We start from the raw sequence: 18,819 nt of genomic DNA on the forward strand, positions 1-18,819 counted from the left end.
AGGCGGCGAGTCGTGGGCGATCGACGGGCGGTCGGTGCGCGCAAGCCCCGCGGGCGCTGGGGCGACACTGCCTAGGCTCACGGGATGAGCGGATACGACGTGATCGTGGTGGGCGCGGGCCTGGCCGGCCTGCGCTGTGCGACGTGGCTGGCCGAGGCCGGCCGCGACGTCGTCGTGCTCGAACAGGGCGACGCCGTCGGCGGCCGCGAACGCACCGACATCGTCGACGGCTTCCGCCTCGACCTCGGTTTCCACGTGCTCAACCCGGCCTATCCGGCCATCCGGCGCTGGGTGGACGTCGACGCGCTCGCGTTGCGGCGCTTCCCCGTGGCCGTCGGTGTGCGCCTCGACGACCGGCTCGCGCGGCTGGCCCATCCCCTCCGGCATCCGCTGTCCGTCCCCGAGACACTGCGGAGCGGGCTCGTCGGGCCCGCCGATCTCGCGGCTCTGGCGCGGTGGGCGGGGCCCACGCTCGCTTCGGCGCGGGCGGCCAAGTCCGGGACCGACCGAACACTCGACGAGGCGTGGGACCGCGCGGGACTGCGAGGCGCGCTCCGCGACAGCGTGCTCGAACCGTTCCTCGCCGGGGTGCTGGCCGATGACCGGCAAGGGACGTCGGACGCGTTCGTCCGGCTGCTCATCCGCAGCTTCGCCCTCGGGCGGCCGGGAGTGCCCGCCGCGGGAATCGGCGCCCTCCCCGCGCAGCTCGCCGACACTGCGCGCCGGGCCGGCGCCGGCATCCGCCTCGCCCATCGGGTGGTCTCCACCCGGCACCGGGCCCGCGGCTGGCACGTCGGGGTGGAGGGACACGATGCCATGACCGCCCGGTCCGTGGTCATCGCGACGGGACTCGATCCCTCTCTCGACGTTCCGCTCCCCCGTCCTCGGGGCCTGCAGACGTGGTGGTTCGCCGCCGACCAGGCACCGAGCGGCGATGCCGCGCTCCGCGTGGACGGACGCCGCCAGGGGCCGATCGTGAACACCGCCGTGATGACCAACACCGCGCCCACCTACGCACCGCGCGGGCGGCACCTCATCCAGGCGACCTGCGTGCTGCCCTCCGCGGCGTCGGAGGACGCCATCCGCCGGCAGCTCGCCGAGATCTGGGATGCCGACACCCGGGCGTGGAGCCTCTTGCGCCGGGACGACGTCACCCGCGCCCTCCCCGCACAGGATCCGCCCCTACGCCTGCGGCGCTCGGTACGCCTGGGTGACGGCCGGTACCTCGCCGGCGACCACCGCGACACCGCGTCCATCCAGGGCGCCCTGGTGTCAGGTCAGCGGGCGGCGGAGGCGGTCCTCACCGACCTCGCGCGGTGAGCCGGACGTCCGGCCGCGCTATGCCCCGACTCCGGCCGGTTCGGGGCGGATTCCGCAACTCGGGGCGTGCCCTTTCCACCCCGACCGGTAAATTCCGCCCCGACCCCGACTCGCGCGCTAGAGCCGCGCCGCCAGCGCCGCCAGCGCATCCCCGGTCACCCGTCGCGTGGTCCACTCCTCCATCGCCTCGGCACCGAGGGCACGGTAGAAACCGATCGCGGGCTCGTTCCAATCGAGCACCGTCCACTCGAGGCGCGAGTACCCCTTCTCCACGCACTCCGCGGCGAGCGCGGACAACAGCGCCACGCCGTATCCCTTCGCGCGGTACTGCTCGTGCACGTAGAGGTCTTCGAGCCAGACACCGTGTCGCCCGGTCCACGTGGAGTAGGTGAGGAACCAGATCGCGATCGCCCGGATGCCGCCGTCGGGGTCCTCCACGACGAAGGCGAACGCGCGAGGATCGCCGCCGAAGAGGGTGGCGGCGATCATCTCGGCGGTGTTGTCGACGGCATCCGGTTCGCGCTCATAATCGGCGAGGGCCTGGATGCAGGCGAGGATTCCGGTCTCATCCCCGCTCCGGGCGGGACGCAGGACGGCACCGTCGGTGAGAGTGGTCATGAACCGAGGCTACCGAGGCCGACCGCCACCGCCACACGGGTGGTCAGGACAGTGGATGCCAGCTCTCGCGCGCCACGCGCCGGAAGTTGCCGCCGAGCACCGCGGCGATGTCGTCGTCGCCCCACCCGTGATCGCGCAGGTGCGCGCCGAGGCCGACGAAGGTCTCGGGCGGCATCCATTCCACCGGTCCCCACGCGGTGTAGCTGGCGTCGTAGAGGTCGGGGCTCGTCGCGAGCACGTCGCGGAACGTCTGCCAGTCGAAGGAGAAATCGGTGCTGACGCCGACGTGGTCGATGCCGACGACCTCGACAGCGTGCTCGAGGTGCCGCGTCATGGCCGACAGCGTCGGGGTGTTGGGCCCGAGGAAGATGCCGACCCCGGTGATGCCGATCACTCCCCCGGTGTCCGCCGCGGCCCGGGCCTGATCGTCGGTGATGTTACGGGGGTGATCCCACACCGCGCGCAGGTTCGAGTGGCTGAAGACCACCGGTCTGGTCGACACCGCGCACATCTCGAGCGTGGTTCGCGCCCCGACGTGCGAACCGTCGGGCACCGCACCGTGTCTGTTGAGCTCACTCACCAGGTCGCGTCCCCAGGCTGTCAGCCCGTCGTCGACGGCGTCGAGGCAGCCGCCGCCCGCGCGGTTCGCGACGTTGTAGGTCGGGGCGATCGTGCGGACCCCCTGCGCGACGAGCGGGCCGACGGCATCGAGACGTCCGCCGAGCGGAGCGCAGTCCTCGAGGTCGAAGACCACCGCGGTATCGCCCGCGGCGGCGATCCGGTCGACGTCGTCGATCGACGTGGCGAGCGCGAGGCCGTCGATGCGCTCGGTCTGCGCACGGAACGCGGCGAGCAGCGAGGTCACGACCGCCGGGCCGTGAGGTGCGTAACCGACATTCAGTGAGACCAAGCCGCCTCCCGCGGGGCGGTAGCGGTGCAGGTCGGTGAGGTCGGCGGTCTCGACGAGCTCGACGCAGGCATGCTGATCCCAGAGCACGGTCAGACGCCGAGGGGTGAGGCGACGGGCGCGGCCGCGCGGGCGGGAGTCAGCCCGGAGTCCAGCGCCTCGCGCCCGTCGAAGACGAAGCAGTCGCCGGTGAAGTGCGCGCCGCCCTGCGCGTCGAACCATCCCAGGATCCCGCCGTCGAGCTGGTACGCCTCGACCCCCTCGGAGCGCAAGTACAGCGCTGCTTTCTCGCAGCGGATCCCGCCCGTGCAGAAGCTCACCACGGTCTTGCCGGTGAGGTTGTCGCGGTGGGCGCTCACGGCATCCGGGAACTGGGTAAAGCGCTCGATGCGCCAGTCCAGGGCGCCGGCGAAGGTGCCGTAGTCGACCTCGAACGCGTTGCGGGTGTCGACGAGCACGACCTCCCGGCCGTCGTCGTCGGCGCCTCGGTCGAGCCAGCGACGCAGGGTGTCGGGACTGACGGCGGGGGCTCGGCCGTCCTGCGGGCGTACCTCGGGTCGGTCCATCCGGATGATCTCGCGCTTCACCTTCACCAGGAGCTTGTCGAAGGGCACGCCGTCCGACCGGCTTTCCTTCGTCTCGAGTGCCGCGAAACGGCCGTCGGCGCGCAGGTCGTCGATGAAGCCGCGCACCGCGTCGGCCTTACCGGCGAGGAACAGGTTGATCCCCTCCTCGGCGAGCAGGATCGTGCCCCGGAGGTCGGCGGCGACGGCCCGTTCGTGCAGCGACACCCGAACGGCGGCGGGATCGGCGATGCGCGTGAACAGGTACGCCGAGACGTTGAGGACGGATGCCATGGCATCCACCCTATGAAACCCCGCACGTGCGCGTGTCATCCGGACCAGCGGGCGTCAAGCCGGGAAACGCGGGGTGCGCATCGCCTAGCGTGAGAGGACTCGTCCCCGGGAGGAAGCGTGCCAGAAGGCTCCGCGTCGTCGATCGCGACCGTGTCGGTCGTCATCCCCGTCCGCGACGACGGTCCGCACCTCAGGCGCTGCCTGCAGGCGCTGGCCGCGCAGACGGTCGCCGCCGACGAGATCGTCGTCGTCGACAACGGCTCCACCGACGACAGCGCCGATATCGCCCGCGCCGCGGGGGCGCGCGTCGTGTCCTGCGGTGAACGCGGCATCCCCGCAGCGGCCGCCACCGGCTACGACGCCGCGCGTTTCGATCTCATCCTGCGCCTCGACGCCGACAGCCTCCCCGCCGCCACCTGGGTCGCGAGCATGGTGGACGCGCTGAGCGAAGAGAGAGTGGATGCCGTCACAGGCGGAGCCGTTTTCCATGACGGACCCGTCTCCCGACGCGTGACGATGGCCCGGGTCTTCCTCGGCACCTACCACGCATTCGCGTTCCCCGCGCTCGGGCACACACCGCTGTGGGGGTCGAACATGGCGTTCCGTCGTCGGGCGTGGCTCGCCGTGCGCGACGAGGTGCACCTCGACCCCGAACTGCACGACGACCTCGACCTGGCGTACCACTTGGGCGTCGGCCACCGCATCCGCCGGGTCTCGGGTCAGCACATGCGCGTGTCCTCGCGCACGGTCGAGCCCCGTCGGTTCGCGCGGTGCTTCCGCCGCGGGGCGGGCACCGTGTTCGCGCACTGGCCGACCGATATCCCCCCGGCGCGGTGGATGCGGGTGTGGCGCGGGCGTCGGCTGCAGGACTCCCGTCCTCTCGAGGTCCGCGCCGTCGACCGCGACGAGGCGGCCCGCGCATGACCGGCATCCTGTTCCCGAACGTGGAGGCACCCGACCTGCACGTGATGAGCTTCAACATCCGGCGGCGGTTCGAGCGCATCACGTGGCCGTCGGCCGACCGCTGGCCGATGCGCAAGCAGCGTCTGCGCACCTTCCTCGGCGCGAACCGTCCGCATCTGCTCGGTTCTCAGGAGGCGATGCCCGACCAGGCGCGGTGGGTGCAGGAGTCGCTGGGCTCGCAGTACGGGCGTGTGGGTCTCGGGCGCGGCAAAGACCGCGGGGGTGAGGGCACGCCCCTCTTCTACGACCGCGACCGTATCGAGGTCGAGAGCTGGGAGCAGGTCATGCTCTCGGACACCCCCGACGTCCCGGGCTCGACGGGGTGGGGGAACACGATCCCCCGCGTCGCGGTCATCGCCCACCTGCGCGATCACGCCACCGGCGCCCGCTTCACCTTCGTCAACACGCACTTCGATGCCTTCTCGCACCGCGCGCGCCGACGCTCAGCCACCTGGCTACACGACCTCGTCGCCGCTCACCGGGGTCCGCTGCTGTTCACCGCCGACGTGAACGCCCCCGTGCGCTCGCGCGAGCTCGCGGAGATGTTCGCGGACGGGCTGCTCGTGGACACGTGGTCTTATGCGCCGGCTCGCCGCACGGCCGAATGGGGCACGTTCAACAATTACCGTCGCCCCCAGCAGGGTGCTCGGCGGATCGACGCGGTACTGACGACGCCCGATGTGGGTGTGCGAGCCGTTGGGATCGACCCGCGACCGACCGGAACGCAGTGGCCGAGCGATCATCTGCCCGTGCAGGCCGTCGTGCGGATTCCGGGCGGAGCCACCTCTTGATCACCCGTGCGACGCGGGAGGGATGCCGATGATCCGGGCCATGTACGCGAACCTGAAGCGCCCGCCGCGCACCGTCACCGACTGGCTGGCCGATGCGGTGCGCGCCACGGCGATCGTGCTCGTGCTGGTGTCGCTGTTCACGCTGCCGTTCACCGACTTCGCCGTGCTGTCGATGTCGCTGCCGGCCGTGATGCTCTCGCGCATGATCGGGCTGCGTTCGGGGCTGGACCTGATCACGTGCGTGACGGTGTTCGTCGCCGCCGGCAGCAACGTGCTGGAGCTCTACCGGGCGTGGACGGGGTGGGACCTCATCGTGCACCTCGTCTGCACCGGGGTGCTGGCGGCCGTCGCGCTGGTCTTGCTCGACGACGGGGGCGTCGTCGCCCCGACGGGACGTCGACGCACGCCGATCGTGGTCGCGACCATCGCCGGCTTGGCATTGTCGGCCGTGTGGGAGATGGTCGAGTGGTTCGGCTACCGGTTCATCACGGATGCCATCTTCGTGACCTACGACGACACCATCGGCGACATGATGGCGGGTGGCGCGGGGGCGCTTCTCGTGGGTGTCTTCGCATCCCGCTTGCGGCTGACGCGGGCAGATCGGGCACCTCTCTGAGCCAGGTCGGCACACCGGACGCGCCGCGCGGCGAAGCCCGACGGGCTCTCCGTGAGACTGCACCTCGCTGACGAACCCGTTGCCGCGGGCAACCGTCGGGTCGGCGGAATGCAGTCTCACGGTGTGAGACCGTGGCTCAGATCTTTCCAGCGACATCCGTTCCGACGAGGTCGCCGTCGGGGTTCGGCTCGCTCAACTGCTCACCGGGTGCGGTCGAGCCCTCCAGCGGCGGCAGGGCCGCCTCGACGCGGGAGCCGATCCCGGCGTCGACGTTCTTCCAGTACTGCACGGCCCGGTCGCGCACATCAGCGCGTGTGACTCCCCCGACGTGACCCGTGATGGTCTCCACGAGACGGTCGCGCTCCTCGGCGGACATGACTTCGCGCACAAGCGTGCCGGCCTGGCCCCAGTCATCGTCTTCGGGGTGCAGGGTGGCCGCCGAGCGGACGAGGTCGCCGTCGCTCTGCCAGCCGCCGTCGCCCGCGCGTCGCGGATCGGCCGCGGGGCCTCCGACCGAGTTGGGCGCATAGACGGGCACCTCGGGCGGGTTGTACTCGTAGCGCATCGCGCCTTCCTTCGAGTACGAGTGCACCTCCGTGTGCGGACGGTTCACCGGCAGCTGCTGGTAGTTCGTGCCGACGCGGTAGCGGTGGGCGTCGGCGTAGCTGAAGATGCGCGCCTGCAGCATCTTGTCGGGGCTGCCGTCGATGCCAGGCACGAAGTTCGACGGCTCGAACGCCGCCTGCTCGATCTCGGCGAAGTAGTTGCCCGGATTGCGATTGAGCTCCATCGTGCCGACCTCGATCTCGGGGTAGTCGTCGTGCGGCCACACCTTGGTCAGGTCGAAGGGGTTGAAGCGATACGTCTTGGCATCCTCGTAGGGCATGATCTGCACCTTCAGCGTCCACGTGGGGAACTCGGCGCGCTCGATCGCGGCGTAGAGGTCGCGGATGTGGAAGTCGGCGTCTTGCCCTGCGATCTGGTCGGCCTCGTCCTGCGTGAGCGTCTTGTGTCCGAGGTCGGTGTGGAAGTGGTACTTGACCCAGAACCGCTCGCCCTCGGCATTGATCCACTGGTACGTGTGCGATCCGTACCCGTTCATGTGTCGCCATGATGCCGGGATGCCCCGGTCCCCCATCAGCCACGTCACCTGGTGCGCGCTCTCGGGAGACAGCGTCCAGAAGTCCCACTGCATCGTGTTGTCGCGCAGGTGGCTGCCGGGCAGGCGCTTCTGCGACCGGATGAAGTCGGGGAACTTGATGCCGTCCTTCACGAAGAAGACGGGGGTGTTGTTGCCGACGAGGTCGTAGTTGCCCTCGGTCGTGTAGAACTTCAGCGAGAATCCGCGCGGGTCGCGCCACGTGTCGGGGCTGCCCTGCTCGCCGGCGACGGAGGAGAAACGCGCGAGCATCTCGGTCTCCACACCCGGCTGGAACAGCGCCGCCCGCGTGTAGGCCGACACGTCGCCGGTGGTACGGAACGTGCCGAAGGCACCGCCGCCTTTCGCATGCACGACGCGCTCGGGCACGCGCTCGCGGTTGAACTGCGCGAGCTTCTCGATCAGGTAGTGATCGGTGAGCGCGATCGAGCCGTCGGCTCCGACGCTCTGGGAATGCTCGTCGCTGGCGATGGGTGCGCCGTTGTTGGCGGTGGTCGGGTCGTTGGCGGTGGTCGACTCGGTCATTGCTCTCCTCACGTCGTGGGCCGCGATGAACGGGGCCCCATCCGACGGTACGCAGGAGGTCCGACATCGCTGAGGCATTGCGGATCCACCGGTGAACACGTAGGGCCGGGACGGTGTCAATCCCCGGATCCGGGTGCCCGGCGACGGCGAGCATGAGCCCACATCAACGGAAAGGACGCGTCATGGCGAAGGATCTCTCGAAAGGCGACCGGGTCAGCTGGGACACCCCGCAGGGGCGCACGCAGGGCGAGGTCGTGGAGAAGAAGACGAAGGACTTCGAGCACGACGGGCAGAAGTTCACGGCATCCGACGATGACCCGGCCTTCATCGTGAAGTCGGAAAAATCCGGCGCCAAGGCCGCGCACAAGGCCTCTGCCCTGAACAAGCTGAAGAGCTGACACCCGCGCAGGCTCCGACGGGCTCAGCGGCCACTCACCCCGGCCGGTGAGCCTGTCGGAGCCTGCGGACCTACCCCCTCGCGTCGCGCCGCTTGCGCATCTGAGCCAGGGCGAGGCTCAGACGATGGTTGCCGGCCAGCACATCCTCGTGGCGCTCGAGGAACGACCAGTACGCGTCGGTGAAGACCGAGTCCTTGGCATCCGCCGCCGACGGCCACCACGATCCCATCTTCTGCAGGTACGCCCCGCCCGACACGTAGGGCTTGGTCGCGACGAACCCGCCGTCGGCGAACTGGCTCATCCCCATGACGTTCGGCACCATGACCCAGTCGTACGCGTCGACGAACAGCGCGAGGAACCACGCGTTCACCTCGCGCGGCGCGTAGCCCTGCAGCAGGAACCAGTTGCCCAGCACCATCAGCCGCTCGATGTGGTGCGCATAGCCCCACCGGTGCACGCGCTCGAGGACCGTGCGCACCGGAACCGGCAGGTCACTCGGCATCCGTTCACCCGAGTACCAGTACTTCTGGATGCGCCCGTCGAGGTGAAGGGCGTTGACGCGCTCGAGCTCCGGGTGCGCCCTGTACATGCCGCGCATGTATTCGCGCCACCCGATCACCTGGCGGATGAACCCCTCGACGGATGCCAGGGGTGCATCGGTGCGCGTGGCTGCGGCGACGACCTCCTCGACCGTGAGCAGTCCGATGTTCAGCATCGGCGAGATGACCGCATGGAAGAGGAACGGCTCGTCGGCCTTCATCGCGTCCTCGTACCGGCCGAAGTCGTGCAACCGTTCGGCGACGAACACATCGAGCCACGCGCGGGCGTCCTCGGGGGTCACCGGAAGCCAGAACTCGCCCGCTGTGCCCGGGTGCTCGGGGAACATCTCGTCGACCTCGGAGATGACCGTCCGGGTGATCTCGTCGTGCTCCGGCTGCGGGAGCGACGGGATGTCGACGCCCTTCTTCGGAAGCGGTTTGCGATTGTCGGCATCGAAGTTCCACCGGCGCCCCGCGGGCTTGCCCCCGTCCATCAGGATGCCGGTTCGTCGGCGCTGCCAGTGGTAGAAGTCCTCCATCAGCGGCGTCGGATGCTCGGCGAACCAGCCGTCCACCTCTTCTTCGGGAGTGATGAACAGTCCGTCGGACTGCACGTCGGTGTCCACGTCGTGGGCGGCGCAGATCGCGGCGATGCGCTCGTCGACCGGACGGTTCGGGTCGCTCATCCAGGTCAACTCCGTGACGCGGTGCTCCCTGAGCAGGCTCTCGAGTCCAGCCTTGAACGCGAGGTCGTCGCCGAGGGCGATCCGGCGGACCGTCTTACCGTCAGCCTCCAGCCGGGCCGCGGTGTGCCGCATGGCGGAGATCAGCAGCACGATCTTGTGCCGGTGATACGGGATCTTGCGGAACCGCGGCGCCGACTCGATGAAGAAGAACTCATCGATGCCGCCGTCGGCGTACGCGGGGTGCTCGGCGAACTGCTGCGTGGCGAGGATCAGGGCCGCCCTCACGCGTGCCGCCTCTGCTTCGCTGCGTTCGCCCGGCATCCGCGCGAGCAATAAAGCACCTGGTCCCACTGATCGCGGCCGTTCCAGCGTTTGCGGTCGGTGAACGAGCGCCCACAGAATGCGCAGGGCTTGGAGCGCACCTCAGGTCGTGACATGGCGTCATCGTCGCAAGAGGGCCCTCCGTGCCGTGGGGGCTTGCGCTGACACGAAGATCGGGTGCGCGCAAGGCCCGGGCGCGATCCGCCGCCTTCATGGTCGAGTCTCACCATGGACATCACATCTGAACGACCCCGCGACGACGCCGACAGCCCCGACGAGCTCGAGACCGCCGACGGCGCGCGCATGCCCGCTTCCACGGACGACGACGGCACACCGGTCGAGAACCCGTCCGGCTGAGGGAGACGGGCCGGGGCCCCGCGGGACTCCGGCCCGCTCCGTCAGTCCGGCAGGTCGAACTTCTCGTTCTCTCCGCCCTGGGGGCGTTCGCCGGTGACTTTCGACGTCACCAGCGCGATGGCGGTGGCGATGCGTCCGCCTGCGCTACCCCAGTACTCACCGCTCAGGGTGTTCACCCGCAGCAGCGTCACGCCGGGCGACTCGGGACCGTCAGGGAACCACGCCTCGACGCTCGTCGACCACAGCTCCTTGAGCTTCGCCAGGTCGTCGACGACCTCGGCCTTACCCGCGAGCGAGAGCCACGTGCTGTCGGAGCTGAACGACAGACCGATCTTCGGGTCGCGCCGCACATGCGAGACGGCCGACGCGTCGCTGCCCACGATGAACCACAGGTCGCCGTCGCTCTCGGTCTCCTGCACGGTGAGCGGGTGCGCGTGCAAAGCGCCGTCCTCCGCGCGCGTGGTGACCATCGCGAAGCGGAACTTCTTCAGAAGCTCGTTGAGCGTGTCCAGCTCGGATCCGGTGGATGACATGTCATTCCTCTCGTCGAAGGCTCCAGCCCACCGCGTGGGCGCGCACACTCGCTACGTGTTGACGTCGGCGTCGGCGTCTGCTCTCGCCGCGCGACCGCCCTCGACCGGCGGGGCGAGGCGGTCGAGCTCGTCGAGAGCCGCCCGGGCGCGTTCCACGCGAGCCGGCACCGCGCCATCCCACCAGCGAGGGCCGCGTTCGCCCAGGCCCGCCTTCGCCACCCCCACGCGGTGACGCACGGCGGCCAGCACGGCGGGATCCTCCGAGCGCTTCGCCGTGCGGACGGCCGCGCGTGCCCGCCCCAGGTGCGAGCGCAGGCGGTCGGCGATGTCGGTGGGCAGGGCCGGGTCCGTTCGGCGCCAGCGGCGACCGTCGATGACGAGCCATCTCTCGTCGTCGGAGGGTTCTCCCGCATTCCCGGATGCCATCACTCCAGTGCAGTCGACGACGTCGACGGGGGAAACTCCCCGGCACCGTCCAGACTTCCGTGCTAGCTTGGTCTCATTCGTTCTGGGACTTGCTTCATCGACGCCCGCCTCATCGCTGAGATGCCGGGCGCACGGCGCCGAGCCGTTTACGACAGCAATCCTGCCCTCAATCATCGCGTGCCCCGCTCGACGGCTTCGGTCCTCGCGTCGCACTCGCGGAAAGTTCTTGTGTCTCTGCTTCACCCTTCGCCACTATCGTGGCGCCAGGCCGATCTCGACGTCTACGTCGCGATGGCCGGATCCGACTACGCCGGTTTCGTCGGCGCGGGCACCTCGGGCTTCGAAGCCCAGGGTCCCCTCGGCGAGAATCTCGGCTTCCATATCTCCGTCGACGCAGCTCAGGCTGCGGTCGACGGCCACCGCGTCCGCGGTACCGACTCGGTACCGCGGCGTCCCCGTCCGCTCCGCACGCGTCGGAGCGGCGCCCACGGTCGCGTCTGCGGCCCAACATGAATAAAGAGGAAACACGATGGCCACTGGCACCGTGAAATGGTTCAACTCCGAAAAGGGCTACGGCTTCATCGCTCCCGATGACGGCTCCGCCGACCTGTTCGCGCACTTCAGCGCGATCCAGGGCAACGGCTTCAAGGAGCTGACGGAAGCGCAGAAGGTCGAATTCGACGCCGAGCAGGGCCCCAAGGGCATGCAGGCGGCGAACATCCGCCCCCTCTAAGCTCCGCTGAGACCCGGAAGCCGGGCTCGTCGCAGACGCGATGAGCCCGGCTTCCGGTGTTTCCGGACCGCCGTGACATCGGTCGAAACACGTCACGGGAGTTACCGTTTGCCGTGAGCATCCTGCACATGCGGATGTATTCCGGGGGCCTCATACGAGGGCACGTAATGTGGGCCTCAGCCCGGGTAACCGCCCGGCTCCCCACCAGGGTCACCCCCGATCCGAGGAGAAGTTCCATCGCCTCCACCATCGTCGAGTCCCGCCTCGGCCCCGTTCGTCAGACGTACTCCGGCACCACGGAGTTTCCCCCCATCGCCAAGGCCTACACAGAGTTGTCTCAGGTCGTCCGCGAGAGCGGGCTCTTGGCTCGGACCCCCCGCTTCTATGTCCTCGTCGCGATCGCGGTCGGCCTCGGCTTCGCCGGAGCCATCACCGGATTCGTCCTTCTCGGTGACAGCTGGTACCAGTTGTTGATCGCCGCGGCCCTCGGCATCCTGTTCACCCAGGTCGCCTTCCTTGCCCACGAGGCGAATCACCGCCAGATCCTCTCCTCCGGGCCCGCCAACGACCGCCTCGCCCTGATCATCGGCAACGGCATCGTCGGCATGAGCCAGTCCTGGTGGGCGTCCAAGCACACCCGCCACCACGCCAACCCGAACCGCGTCGGCAAAGACCCCGACATCGAGATCGACACGATCTCGTTCCTCGACGAAGACGCCGCCAAGGCGCGCGGCATCCAGCGCTGGATCACCCGACGTCAGGGCTGGCTGTTCTTCCCCCTGCTCACGCTCGAGGGTCTCAACCTGCACTTCCTCGCGCTTCGCCACCTGTCCTCGCGCGAAGAGATCAAGGGCCGCTGGCAGGAGCTCGGCCTGCTCGCGCTGCGCCACGCGCTCGTGATCACCCCGGTCTTCGTCTTCCTGCCGCTCGGCATGGCTTTCGCGTTCCTCGGCGTTCAGCTGGCCGTCTTCGGTGTCTACATGGGCGCGTCATTCGCACCCAACCACAAGGGCATGGCAGTCATCGCCCCCGGCGCGAAGCTCGACTTCTTCAGCAAGCAGGTGTACACCTCGCGCAACATCTCCGGTGGCTGGTGGGCGACGTGGCTCATGGGCGGTCTGAACTACCAGATCGAGCACCACCTGTTCCCGAACATGGCGCGCCCGCACCTCAGCCGCGCCCGTTCGATCGTGCGCGAGCACTGCAAGACCCTCGACATCCCGTACGTCGAGACCACTCTGCTGCAGTCCTACGGCATCGTCATCCGGTACCTCAACGAGGTGGGGCTCGCCGCTCGCGATCCCTTCGACTGCCCGTTGACAGGATCGACGCGTCACCTGTCAGTCAAGTAATCACCGCGCACACGAAGGCGCCGTCCCCCTCGGGGGCGGCGCCTTCGTCGTTCTCGCCCCTGTTCGCCGCCTCGATCGGCGCGCGGCTCACGCGGGGAGCGACCCGTCCGTCAGCAAGGTCGATCGAAGGACACGGCGGCGCCCTTCCCCCGGTCGTGCGGTGAGCGGCGGCGAAGGTGCGCGCGGGCGGTGCCCGCCGTCAGGCGCGAGGGATCTCGTGCAGCACGACGTCGCGAACGTCGCCGTCGGCGAGAACGAGCGTCATGAAGGTGCAGGCGGGCTGGCGCCGGCGGTCGGTGGGCGAACCGGGATTCAGCAGGCGCAGACCGTTCGGGGTCACCGTGTCCCACGGGATGTGGCTGTGGCCGAATACGAGCAGGTCGGTCTCGGGGAATGCAGCATCCATGCGCTTCTCCCGCCCGGTCGCAGCTCCCGTCTCGTGCACGACCGCGACCCGCACTCCATCGATCTCGGCGTGCGCGATCTCCGGCAGGCATGCGCGCAGGTCGTCACCGTCGTTGTTGCCCCAGACGCCCCGCACGGGCCCGAGGGCGCTCAGCTCGTCGAACACCGCGACGCTCACCCAGTCGCCGGCGTGCACGATCAGGTCGACCTCGGATGCCGCCCGGCGCACGGCATCCGGGAGAACGCGTGCCCGCTTGGGTACGTGCGTGTCGGCCACGAGGAGCAGTCGGGTCGCCATTCCCCCACGCTACCCATCGGCGGCTCCTCCGTGTCCGACACTCCGCCCCTCCGGAGGCGCCCGCGTCATCGCGTCGACGAGCGATGCCGCGCGCCTCGGCGACGGGCGCGGCGCGCGGGCGAAGGATCGACGATGCGCGTGCACCACCCGAGGAGCGACGAGAATGAAGAGGTGCCCACCCCCCGCCGCTTCCCCGTCGTCGCCCTGATCGTGGATGCGGCTCTCGTCATCCTTTTCGCGGCAATCGGTCGAGCGACGCACGAGGGCGATGCCTTCGGTCCGTTCGGCACAGGGCTGGCGACGACGGCCTGGCCGTTCCTGGTCGCCCTGCTGGCGGGCTGGTTGATCACCCGTGCCTGGCGTCGCCCCGTCGCCGTCCTGCGAACCGGCCTGCCGGTGTGGGCCGTGACGGTCGTACTCGGGGTGACCTTGCGAGCGCTCAGCGGCCAGGGCATCGCCATCGCGTTCGTCAGCGTGGCAACGATCACGCTCGCGCTGTTCCTGCTCGGCTGGCGCGGTGTCGCTCTTGTGGTGGCCTACTCCCGACGCGCCTGACCGCCCCGGCGCAGACGTCGGGGCGTCGGGGAACGGGCCGCGTCGATCTCAGTCGCTGAGCGAGACGTCGACCTGGATCTCGGCCGCGAGGCGCTCGAGCTCGGTGACGAGGTCGTCGACCTCCACCCCCTCGGCGAGCGTCACGGTGATCGCGGCTTCGAAGAGGCGTCCGCCGGCCATCGCGGCATCCGTCGTCTGCGTCGACATCCGCTCGATGCTCGCACCCCGCGCGCTGAGCGCGGCGGAGACCTCGCGCACGATGCCCGGACGATCGTTGCCGACCACGTCGAGGGTCACGCTGCGCGGGACGGATGCCGACGCGGCGGCCGAGCCGGTGTGCACGGTCACCGCGAGGGTTCCGGCCAGACTCTCGAGCGCCTGGCGCAGCGCGTCGGCGCGGTCGGCTGACACGGAGACCTCGACGATCCCGGCGAAGGCACCCGCGAGTTCGGCGAGCTCGCTGTTCTCCCAGTTGCCGCCGTGGGCATCGACGATGTCGGCGACGGCGGAGACGAGACCGGCGCGATCGTCGCCGACGACGGTGAGCACGAGGGTGACCATTCCGACAGCGTAGCGAGCATTTGGCTGATACCGTGGGGTTTCCGCCGGAGGGGGTGAGTTCGTGATCGCGTCGCTGATCGCACTGCTCAACCTGCTGCTCGTCTCGGCCGAGCTGGCGCTCACGCCGGGCGGCGGCACTCCGCTGTTCGCGCTCGTCCTGGCCGCCGCCGTCGTCGTGACCGCGGCGATCGTCCTCGTGGTACTGCCGGCCCTGGTGGGAAATGCTCCCCCGCCGTGCGCGCGGCCCATCGACCCGTCGGCCCCTCTCGCGCAGAGCGACCCCGATGCGGCCGGGCATCCGCGCCCGCGCGCCCCTGGGTACGAGGTCCGCACCGCGTAGTCCGCACGCGTCCTCGCCCTCGACGGGCGTCGTGTCGTCCGGGATGCGCGGTGCCGGTCGCCCGCGCGCAGCAGCCCCGACGCTCGGTCCCGAGATCGGAGGACACCTGCGCCCCGTGACCGATCCACCCTGTGATCGCCTCACTCGAACGGACGCCCCGTGGACCTCTTCACCCTGCCCCCTCTCGCTCTCCTGCTCGACCTCGCTACGCGAGCACTTCTCGCCCTGACCACCCTGCTCGACCCCCTCGCCGGTACGGCGGCTGCCGCACTGGCCGTCGTCGTCGTCACTCTCGCGGCGCGTCTTGCGCTCATCCCGGTGGGGGTGTCGCAAGCGCGCGCCGAACAGACGCGCGCCCGCCTCGCGCCCCGCCTACGTGCGCTGCGGGAACGTTGGGGTCGTACCCCCGAACGCCTGCAGCGCGAGACGATGCGGCTCTACCGCGACGAGGGGACCTCGCCGCTCGCCGGTTGCCTCCCGGTGCTCGCCCAGGCGCCCGTGGTCGGTCTGCTCTACGCCGTTTTCCTGCACCCCACCGTCGGCGGGCAGGCGAACCCACTGCTCGCGCATGAACTGCTGGGTGTGCCGCTGGGACGGAGCCTCATCGGCGCGCTCTCGACGGGGACGACGGATGCCGCCACCCTCGCCGTCATCGGCACACTCGTCGCCGTGGTCGCGCTCGTCGCCGAGGCGACGCGGCGCCTGCTGCGTCCAGCCTCGGATCCGACGGCACCGGCCTGGATGACGGGGATGGTGGGCACCCTGCATTTCACCACCGCGGTGGTGGCCGCGTTCGTTCCGGTAGCGGCGGCCCTTTATCTCGCCGTGACGACCGTGTGGACGCTCGCGCAACGACTGCTGCTCAGACGGCGATACCCGCTGCCGTCGTGACGGGCGGCATCACCACCGAGCGGCAGCGATGCCCGACCGATCACACCGTGCGCGCGTCCGCGTCCCACCGCGGTGACGCGGACGCGTTGACCGCGGCCATCGCGAGCACCAGCAGTGCCGCCGCGTCCGGGAACAGCATGGCCGTCGACACCGACACGCTTTCAGCGACGGCGCCGGTCACCGCCGACGCGGCGGCCTGCGCGAGCGTCAAAGCCGAGGCGAGGAGGGTCATCGTCGATGCGGTGCGGCCGCGCGGCGCGCGGGCACCGGCCAGGCTGAACAGGGTGACCAGCGAGGGGCCGACCCCGATGCCCATGAGGCACAGCACCGCGGTCACCGCCACGACGGAGCCGCCGACGGTGTACGCACCGGCCGACGCGGTGAGCACGACGGAGAAAACGATCAAGCGCCACCGCAGCGTGAAACGCGCGGGGAGCACGGCCACGGCGAGTGCCAGCACGGCCGAGCCCACGCCCATCACCCCGTACAGAAGGGCCCCCGCCTCGGGCGCGCCCTGAGCCTCCATGAACGCGGTCAGCGAGGTCAGCGTCGAGCCGAAGAACAGGCCCACACCGAAGACCGCCGCCACCAGAACGAGCATGCGGGGATGCAGAAGCTCTCTGAACGGCGCCATCGCCGCCCGCTCGGACCGCTCGGGGACGGCGCGTCCGGTCGGGTGAAGCGCGAAAGCGGTGACGAAGACGAAGCTCAGTACCGCGGCAACGGCGATCGGTGCCCACGGCGCGATGAGGGCGGCCAGGACACCCACGACGAAAGGCCCGATCACGAATGCCGTCTCATCGGCGGCCGACTCGTACGCCATCGCGCGCGAGAACGTGCGCTGACGACGGTCGGGGTGCACGCGTTCCCCGATCAGGGCCATCATCCGCGTGCGCGACATCGCCGCGGTCTGCGGACCGGTGAGGCCGATGGCTACCGCGGCGGCGAGAAGCATGCCGTCGACCGTCGCGGTGGCCACGACCAACGGGAACACCGCGAGCAGGATGCCATTGAGCACCCCGGCCGGCACCAGCACTCTTCGCTGTCCGTAACGGTCGGCCAGATCGCCCAGCACGGGACCGGCGAAGACGACCCCCAGTCCGACCGCGGCTGACGTCAGCCCGCCGAGGGCGACGGACCCGCGCGCGGCGACGACGAGGGCGAGGACGCCCACCGTCATCATGGCGAACGGTAGCCGCGCGATGAAGGCGACGGGGAAGTACCACGCACCCGTGTGGTGGACCAGCGGGCGGTGGGCGACGGCGCTCGGCGACGAGGGCGATGTCATGGATCGGTCTCCGGGGGCGGGGGAACGTGCCGCCTTGCCGGACCGGGCAGGTAGTTACACCTTGGGGCGGGAGAGTCCCGCGGCTTCATTCTACCTGCGGCGCTTCACCGAAGCTCGGAATCAGCCCACCAGCGCCGCGATCGCGGCGATCACCGATGCCAGAGCGAGCACGAGGGCGATCGCGATGAGCACCGTGTGGACGATCAAGAACGGCGTGGGCTTGCCGGCCGCGTCCCGCGCGCGAGGATCTTTCGCGATGCGCGGGTAGAACCGCGGCCAGACGACGACGTTGAACACGGCGTTGGCGAACAGCAGCACGATCAACAAAGGTTCCACGCCTCGAGCCTAAGCGTCCGCTCGTCCGCACAGCACAGGGCGGGGCGTCGACCCCGGCGCACGGACGCGTTCATCGTGGTCGACACGCATCACGCGCTGCGGCTCGGCCCTCGCCGAACCCGAGTGCGCGCGGTGCCCCTCGGACGGCACGGGACCCGCGCTCAGCGCCCCGCCGTCACGACGCGCACGCGATACAGAAGCGGGCGAACGGCCGCGCCTCTAGACGTGCGTCGGCGATGGGCCCCCCACACCGCTCGCAGACGCCGAAGACACCGGATGCCACACGCTCCCGCGCCGCGAGGATCTCGGCGCGTTCGGCTTCCGCGCCGCGACGCAGCGCGTCGACCTGCGCCCACTCCCCCGACAGGGTGGATCCCTCCGGGTCGTGCTCGTCGTCGGCGGTCGCGTCCGCGCGGTCGTGTCGCAGACTGTCCTCGTCTTCGCGGAGGCGGCTGAGGCGATGCTCGACCTCGCGTTCGCGGTCATCGAGCATGCGCGTGGCGGTGACGGCATCCATGCTCCGACGCTAGCCCCCACCTGCGACATCGGGTCTCGGGCAGTATCGGCGCATGAGCGAACTCCGCCGTCACTGGACACCGACCGCCGTGGTCTTCCTCGTGCTGGCCGTCGCCGGCCTCGTGGGCACCTGGATCTTCAACGCGCTCGCCATCGTGCAGATGCGCGACTTCGTCGGCGACCTCGTCTCGAGCGGCCCGGCGGTGTCGTCCATCACGGTCGATCTGCTGGTGGTCGCCATCGCGGGGAGCATCTTCATCATCGTCGAGGCCCGCCGCCTCGGCATGCGGTTCGCGTGGCTGTACATCGTGCTGTCGGGGATCACGGCATTCGCCTTCACGTATCCGCTGTTCCTTGCCATGCGTCAGCGCCGTCTCACCGCCCGGGCAGCCGCCTCCCCCGCCGATCATCGGTGACGTCCCGCGACCGCCGGGGTGAGGGGCCGGACCCCGTCCCGTGGATGCGGCCACGGGACGGACTCCTGTCGTCACTGTTCGCCGGAGCGCTGCAGATCTACGGCACGACGAA

At 70.0% G+C, this 18,819-nt stretch carries 26 protein-coding genes; 13 read left to right on the forward strand and 13 right to left on the reverse strand.

Going from position 1 to position 18,819, the window contains the following annotated elements:
- Positions 1-84: 84 nt before the first annotated feature.
- Positions 85-1,320, forward strand: coding sequence for an NAD(P)/FAD-dependent oxidoreductase (locus tag ASF76_RS10805; RefSeq protein ID WP_055957306.1), 1,236 nt, complete (start codon positions 85-87; stop codon positions 1,318-1,320).
- Positions 1,321-1,437: 117 nt separating this feature from the next.
- Here the strand turns inward: ASF76_RS10805 and ASF76_RS10810 are convergent, their stop codons facing one another.
- Genes ASF76_RS10810 through ASF76_RS10820 form a run of 3 tightly spaced genes read right to left on the reverse strand, consistent with a single transcriptional unit; the run spans position 1,438 to position 3,702 of the window.
- On the reverse strand, positions 1,438-1,938 hold the full coding sequence (locus tag ASF76_RS10810) for a GNAT family N-acetyltransferase (protein ID WP_055957307.1): 501 nt from the start codon (positions 1,936-1,938) through the stop codon (positions 1,438-1,440).
- A gap of 43 nt (positions 1,939-1,981) precedes the next feature.
- Entirely contained in the window at positions 1,982-2,935 is a 954-nt protein-coding gene (locus ASF76_RS10815; RefSeq protein WP_200936120.1) for a dipeptidase, read from the reverse strand.
- A 2-nt stretch (positions 2,936-2,937) separates the two neighbouring features.
- Positions 2,938-3,702, reverse strand: coding sequence for a sulfurtransferase (locus tag ASF76_RS10820; RefSeq protein ID WP_055957310.1), 765 nt, complete (start codon positions 3,700-3,702; stop codon positions 2,938-2,940).
- Positions 3,703-3,819: 117 nt separating this feature from the next.
- Between ASF76_RS10820 and ASF76_RS10825 the strand changes: the two genes are divergently transcribed.
- Genes ASF76_RS10825 through ASF76_RS10835 form a run of 3 tightly spaced genes read left to right on the forward strand, consistent with a single transcriptional unit; the run spans position 3,820 to position 6,072 of the window.
- Positions 3,820-4,626: a glycosyltransferase family 2 protein gene (locus tag ASF76_RS10825; RefSeq protein WP_055957313.1), complete on the forward strand. Its 807-nt coding sequence runs from the start codon at positions 3,820-3,822 to the stop codon at positions 4,624-4,626.
- On the forward strand, positions 4,623-5,456 hold the full coding sequence (locus ASF76_RS10830; protein WP_055957317.1) for an endonuclease/exonuclease/phosphatase family protein: 834 nt from the start codon (positions 4,623-4,625) through the stop codon (positions 5,454-5,456). The genes ASF76_RS10825 and ASF76_RS10830 overlap by 4 nt, the downstream gene beginning before the upstream one ends.
- Before the next feature lie 40 nt (positions 5,457-5,496).
- Positions 5,497-6,072 (forward strand): hypothetical protein, encoded by a 576-nt coding sequence (locus tag ASF76_RS10835; protein ID WP_055959950.1) that lies wholly within the window; start codon positions 5,497-5,499, stop codon positions 6,070-6,072.
- Positions 6,073-6,208: 136 nt separating this feature from the next.
- On the opposite strand, the gene ASF76_RS10840 is transcribed toward ASF76_RS10835, so the two are convergent.
- The gene (locus tag ASF76_RS10840; RefSeq protein ID WP_055957320.1) at positions 6,209-7,756 is read right to left on the reverse strand and encodes a catalase; all 1,548 of its coding nucleotides are present in this window, start codon (positions 7,754-7,756) and stop codon (positions 6,209-6,211) included.
- Between the two features lie 182 nt (positions 7,757-7,938).
- Between ASF76_RS10840 and ASF76_RS10845 the strand changes: the two genes are divergently transcribed.
- Entirely contained in the window at positions 7,939-8,154 is a 216-nt protein-coding gene (locus ASF76_RS10845; protein ID WP_055957324.1) for a DUF2945 domain-containing protein, read from the forward strand.
- Between the two features lie 70 nt (positions 8,155-8,224).
- Here the strand turns inward: ASF76_RS10845 and ASF76_RS10850 are convergent, their stop codons facing one another.
- Both ASF76_RS10850 and ASF76_RS17685 read right to left on the reverse strand, forming a co-directional pair.
- Positions 8,225-9,664 carry a cryptochrome/photolyase family protein gene (locus ASF76_RS10850; protein ID WP_162240819.1) on the reverse strand — a complete coding sequence of 480 codons (1,440 nt, stop codon included), beginning with the start codon at positions 9,662-9,664 and terminating at the stop codon, positions 8,225-8,227.
- On the reverse strand, positions 9,661-9,936 hold the full coding sequence (locus ASF76_RS17685; protein WP_327037574.1) for a DUF2256 domain-containing protein: 276 nt from the start codon (positions 9,934-9,936) through the stop codon (positions 9,661-9,663). Before ASF76_RS17685 ends, ASF76_RS10850 begins: the two co-directional genes overlap by 4 nt.
- Here ASF76_RS17685 and ASF76_RS17610 point away from each other — a divergent pair.
- On the forward strand, positions 9,929-10,057 hold the full coding sequence (locus tag ASF76_RS17610) for a hypothetical protein (protein WP_268774568.1): 129 nt from the start codon (positions 9,929-9,931) through the stop codon (positions 10,055-10,057). The two genes, ASF76_RS17685 and ASF76_RS17610, sit on opposite strands and share 8 nt — an antisense overlap.
- Positions 10,058-10,098: 41 nt before the next feature.
- On the opposite strand, the gene ASF76_RS10855 is transcribed toward ASF76_RS17610, so the two are convergent.
- Both ASF76_RS10855 and ASF76_RS10860 read right to left on the reverse strand, forming a co-directional pair.
- Positions 10,099-10,590, reverse strand: coding sequence for a pyridoxamine 5'-phosphate oxidase family protein (locus ASF76_RS10855; RefSeq protein WP_055957331.1), 492 nt, complete (start codon positions 10,588-10,590; stop codon positions 10,099-10,101).
- Between the two features lie 51 nt (positions 10,591-10,641).
- On the reverse strand, positions 10,642-11,016 hold the full coding sequence (locus tag ASF76_RS10860; RefSeq protein WP_055957335.1) for a hypothetical protein: 375 nt from the start codon (positions 11,014-11,016) through the stop codon (positions 10,642-10,644).
- A 228-nt stretch (positions 11,017-11,244) separates the two neighbouring features.
- Between ASF76_RS10860 and ASF76_RS10865 the strand changes: the two genes are divergently transcribed.
- The 3 genes from ASF76_RS10865 to ASF76_RS10875 all read left to right on the forward strand — a co-directional run bounded on the left by ASF76_RS10865 (position 11,245) and on the right by ASF76_RS10875 (position 13,101).
- On the forward strand, positions 11,245-11,529 hold the full coding sequence (locus ASF76_RS10865) for a hypothetical protein (RefSeq protein ID WP_055957339.1): 285 nt from the start codon (positions 11,245-11,247) through the stop codon (positions 11,527-11,529).
- 16 nt (positions 11,530-11,545) lie between these two features.
- Positions 11,546-11,749, forward strand: coding sequence for a cold-shock protein (locus tag ASF76_RS10870; protein ID WP_013583139.1), 204 nt, complete (start codon positions 11,546-11,548; stop codon positions 11,747-11,749).
- 167 nt (positions 11,750-11,916) lie between these two features.
- Positions 11,917-13,101, forward strand: a complete 1,185-nt coding sequence (locus ASF76_RS10875) for a fatty acid desaturase family protein (protein WP_082485015.1) — start codon at positions 11,917-11,919, stop codon at positions 13,099-13,101.
- Positions 13,102-13,300: 199 nt separating this feature from the next.
- On the opposite strand, the gene ASF76_RS10880 is transcribed toward ASF76_RS10875, so the two are convergent.
- Positions 13,301-13,804 carry a metallophosphoesterase family protein gene (locus tag ASF76_RS10880; protein ID WP_055957342.1) on the reverse strand — a complete coding sequence of 168 codons (504 nt, stop codon included), beginning with the start codon at positions 13,802-13,804 and terminating at the stop codon, positions 13,301-13,303.
- A 171-nt stretch (positions 13,805-13,975) separates the two neighbouring features.
- Between ASF76_RS10880 and ASF76_RS10885 the strand changes: the two genes are divergently transcribed.
- Positions 13,976-14,359 (forward strand): DUF3054 domain-containing protein, encoded by a 384-nt coding sequence (locus tag ASF76_RS10885; RefSeq protein WP_055959959.1) that lies wholly within the window; start codon positions 13,976-13,978, stop codon positions 14,357-14,359.
- 48 nt (positions 14,360-14,407) lie between these two features.
- Here the strand turns inward: ASF76_RS10885 and ASF76_RS10890 are convergent, their stop codons facing one another.
- Entirely contained in the window at positions 14,408-14,920 is a 513-nt protein-coding gene (locus tag ASF76_RS10890) for a glycine cleavage system protein R (protein ID WP_055957345.1), read from the reverse strand.
- Between the two features lie 61 nt (positions 14,921-14,981).
- Here ASF76_RS10890 and ASF76_RS10895 point away from each other — a divergent pair, with 61 nt between their 5' ends.
- Complete coding sequence (locus ASF76_RS10895; protein WP_055957347.1) at positions 14,982-15,260, forward strand: DUF6412 domain-containing protein; 279 nt, start codon at positions 14,982-14,984, stop codon at positions 15,258-15,260.
- Between the two features lie 159 nt (positions 15,261-15,419).
- Positions 15,420-16,151 carry a YidC/Oxa1 family membrane protein insertase gene (locus tag ASF76_RS10900; RefSeq protein ID WP_055957353.1) on the forward strand — a complete coding sequence of 244 codons (732 nt, stop codon included), beginning with the start codon at positions 15,420-15,422 and terminating at the stop codon, positions 16,149-16,151.
- A 40-nt stretch (positions 16,152-16,191) separates the two neighbouring features.
- Here the strand turns inward: ASF76_RS10900 and ASF76_RS10905 are convergent, their stop codons facing one another.
- From ASF76_RS10905 to ASF76_RS10915, 3 genes are all read right to left on the reverse strand, one after another.
- The gene (locus ASF76_RS10905; protein ID WP_055957356.1) at positions 16,192-17,439 is read right to left on the reverse strand and encodes an MFS transporter; all 1,248 of its coding nucleotides are present in this window, start codon (positions 17,437-17,439) and stop codon (positions 16,192-16,194) included.
- 120 nt (positions 17,440-17,559) lie between these two features.
- On the reverse strand, positions 17,560-17,775 hold the full coding sequence (locus ASF76_RS10910; RefSeq protein WP_055957360.1) for an SCO4848 family membrane protein: 216 nt from the start codon (positions 17,773-17,775) through the stop codon (positions 17,560-17,562).
- 175 nt (positions 17,776-17,950) lie between these two features.
- On the reverse strand, positions 17,951-18,292 hold the full coding sequence (locus ASF76_RS10915; protein ID WP_055957362.1) for a TraR/DksA family transcriptional regulator: 342 nt from the start codon (positions 18,290-18,292) through the stop codon (positions 17,951-17,953).
- 52 nt (positions 18,293-18,344) lie between these two features.
- Between ASF76_RS10915 and ASF76_RS10920 the strand changes: the two genes are divergently transcribed.
- A complete protein-coding gene (locus ASF76_RS10920) occupies positions 18,345-18,707 on the forward strand; it encodes a DUF2834 domain-containing protein (protein ID WP_055957365.1) in 363 nt (120 codons plus the stop codon).
- Positions 18,708-18,819: the final 112 nt, after the last annotated feature.

Origin of the sequence: Microbacterium sp. Leaf151, assembly GCF_001424225.1 — a bacterium.
In the GTDB taxonomy this organism is placed as follows: Bacteria; Actinomycetota; Actinomycetes; order Actinomycetales; family Microbacteriaceae; genus Microbacterium.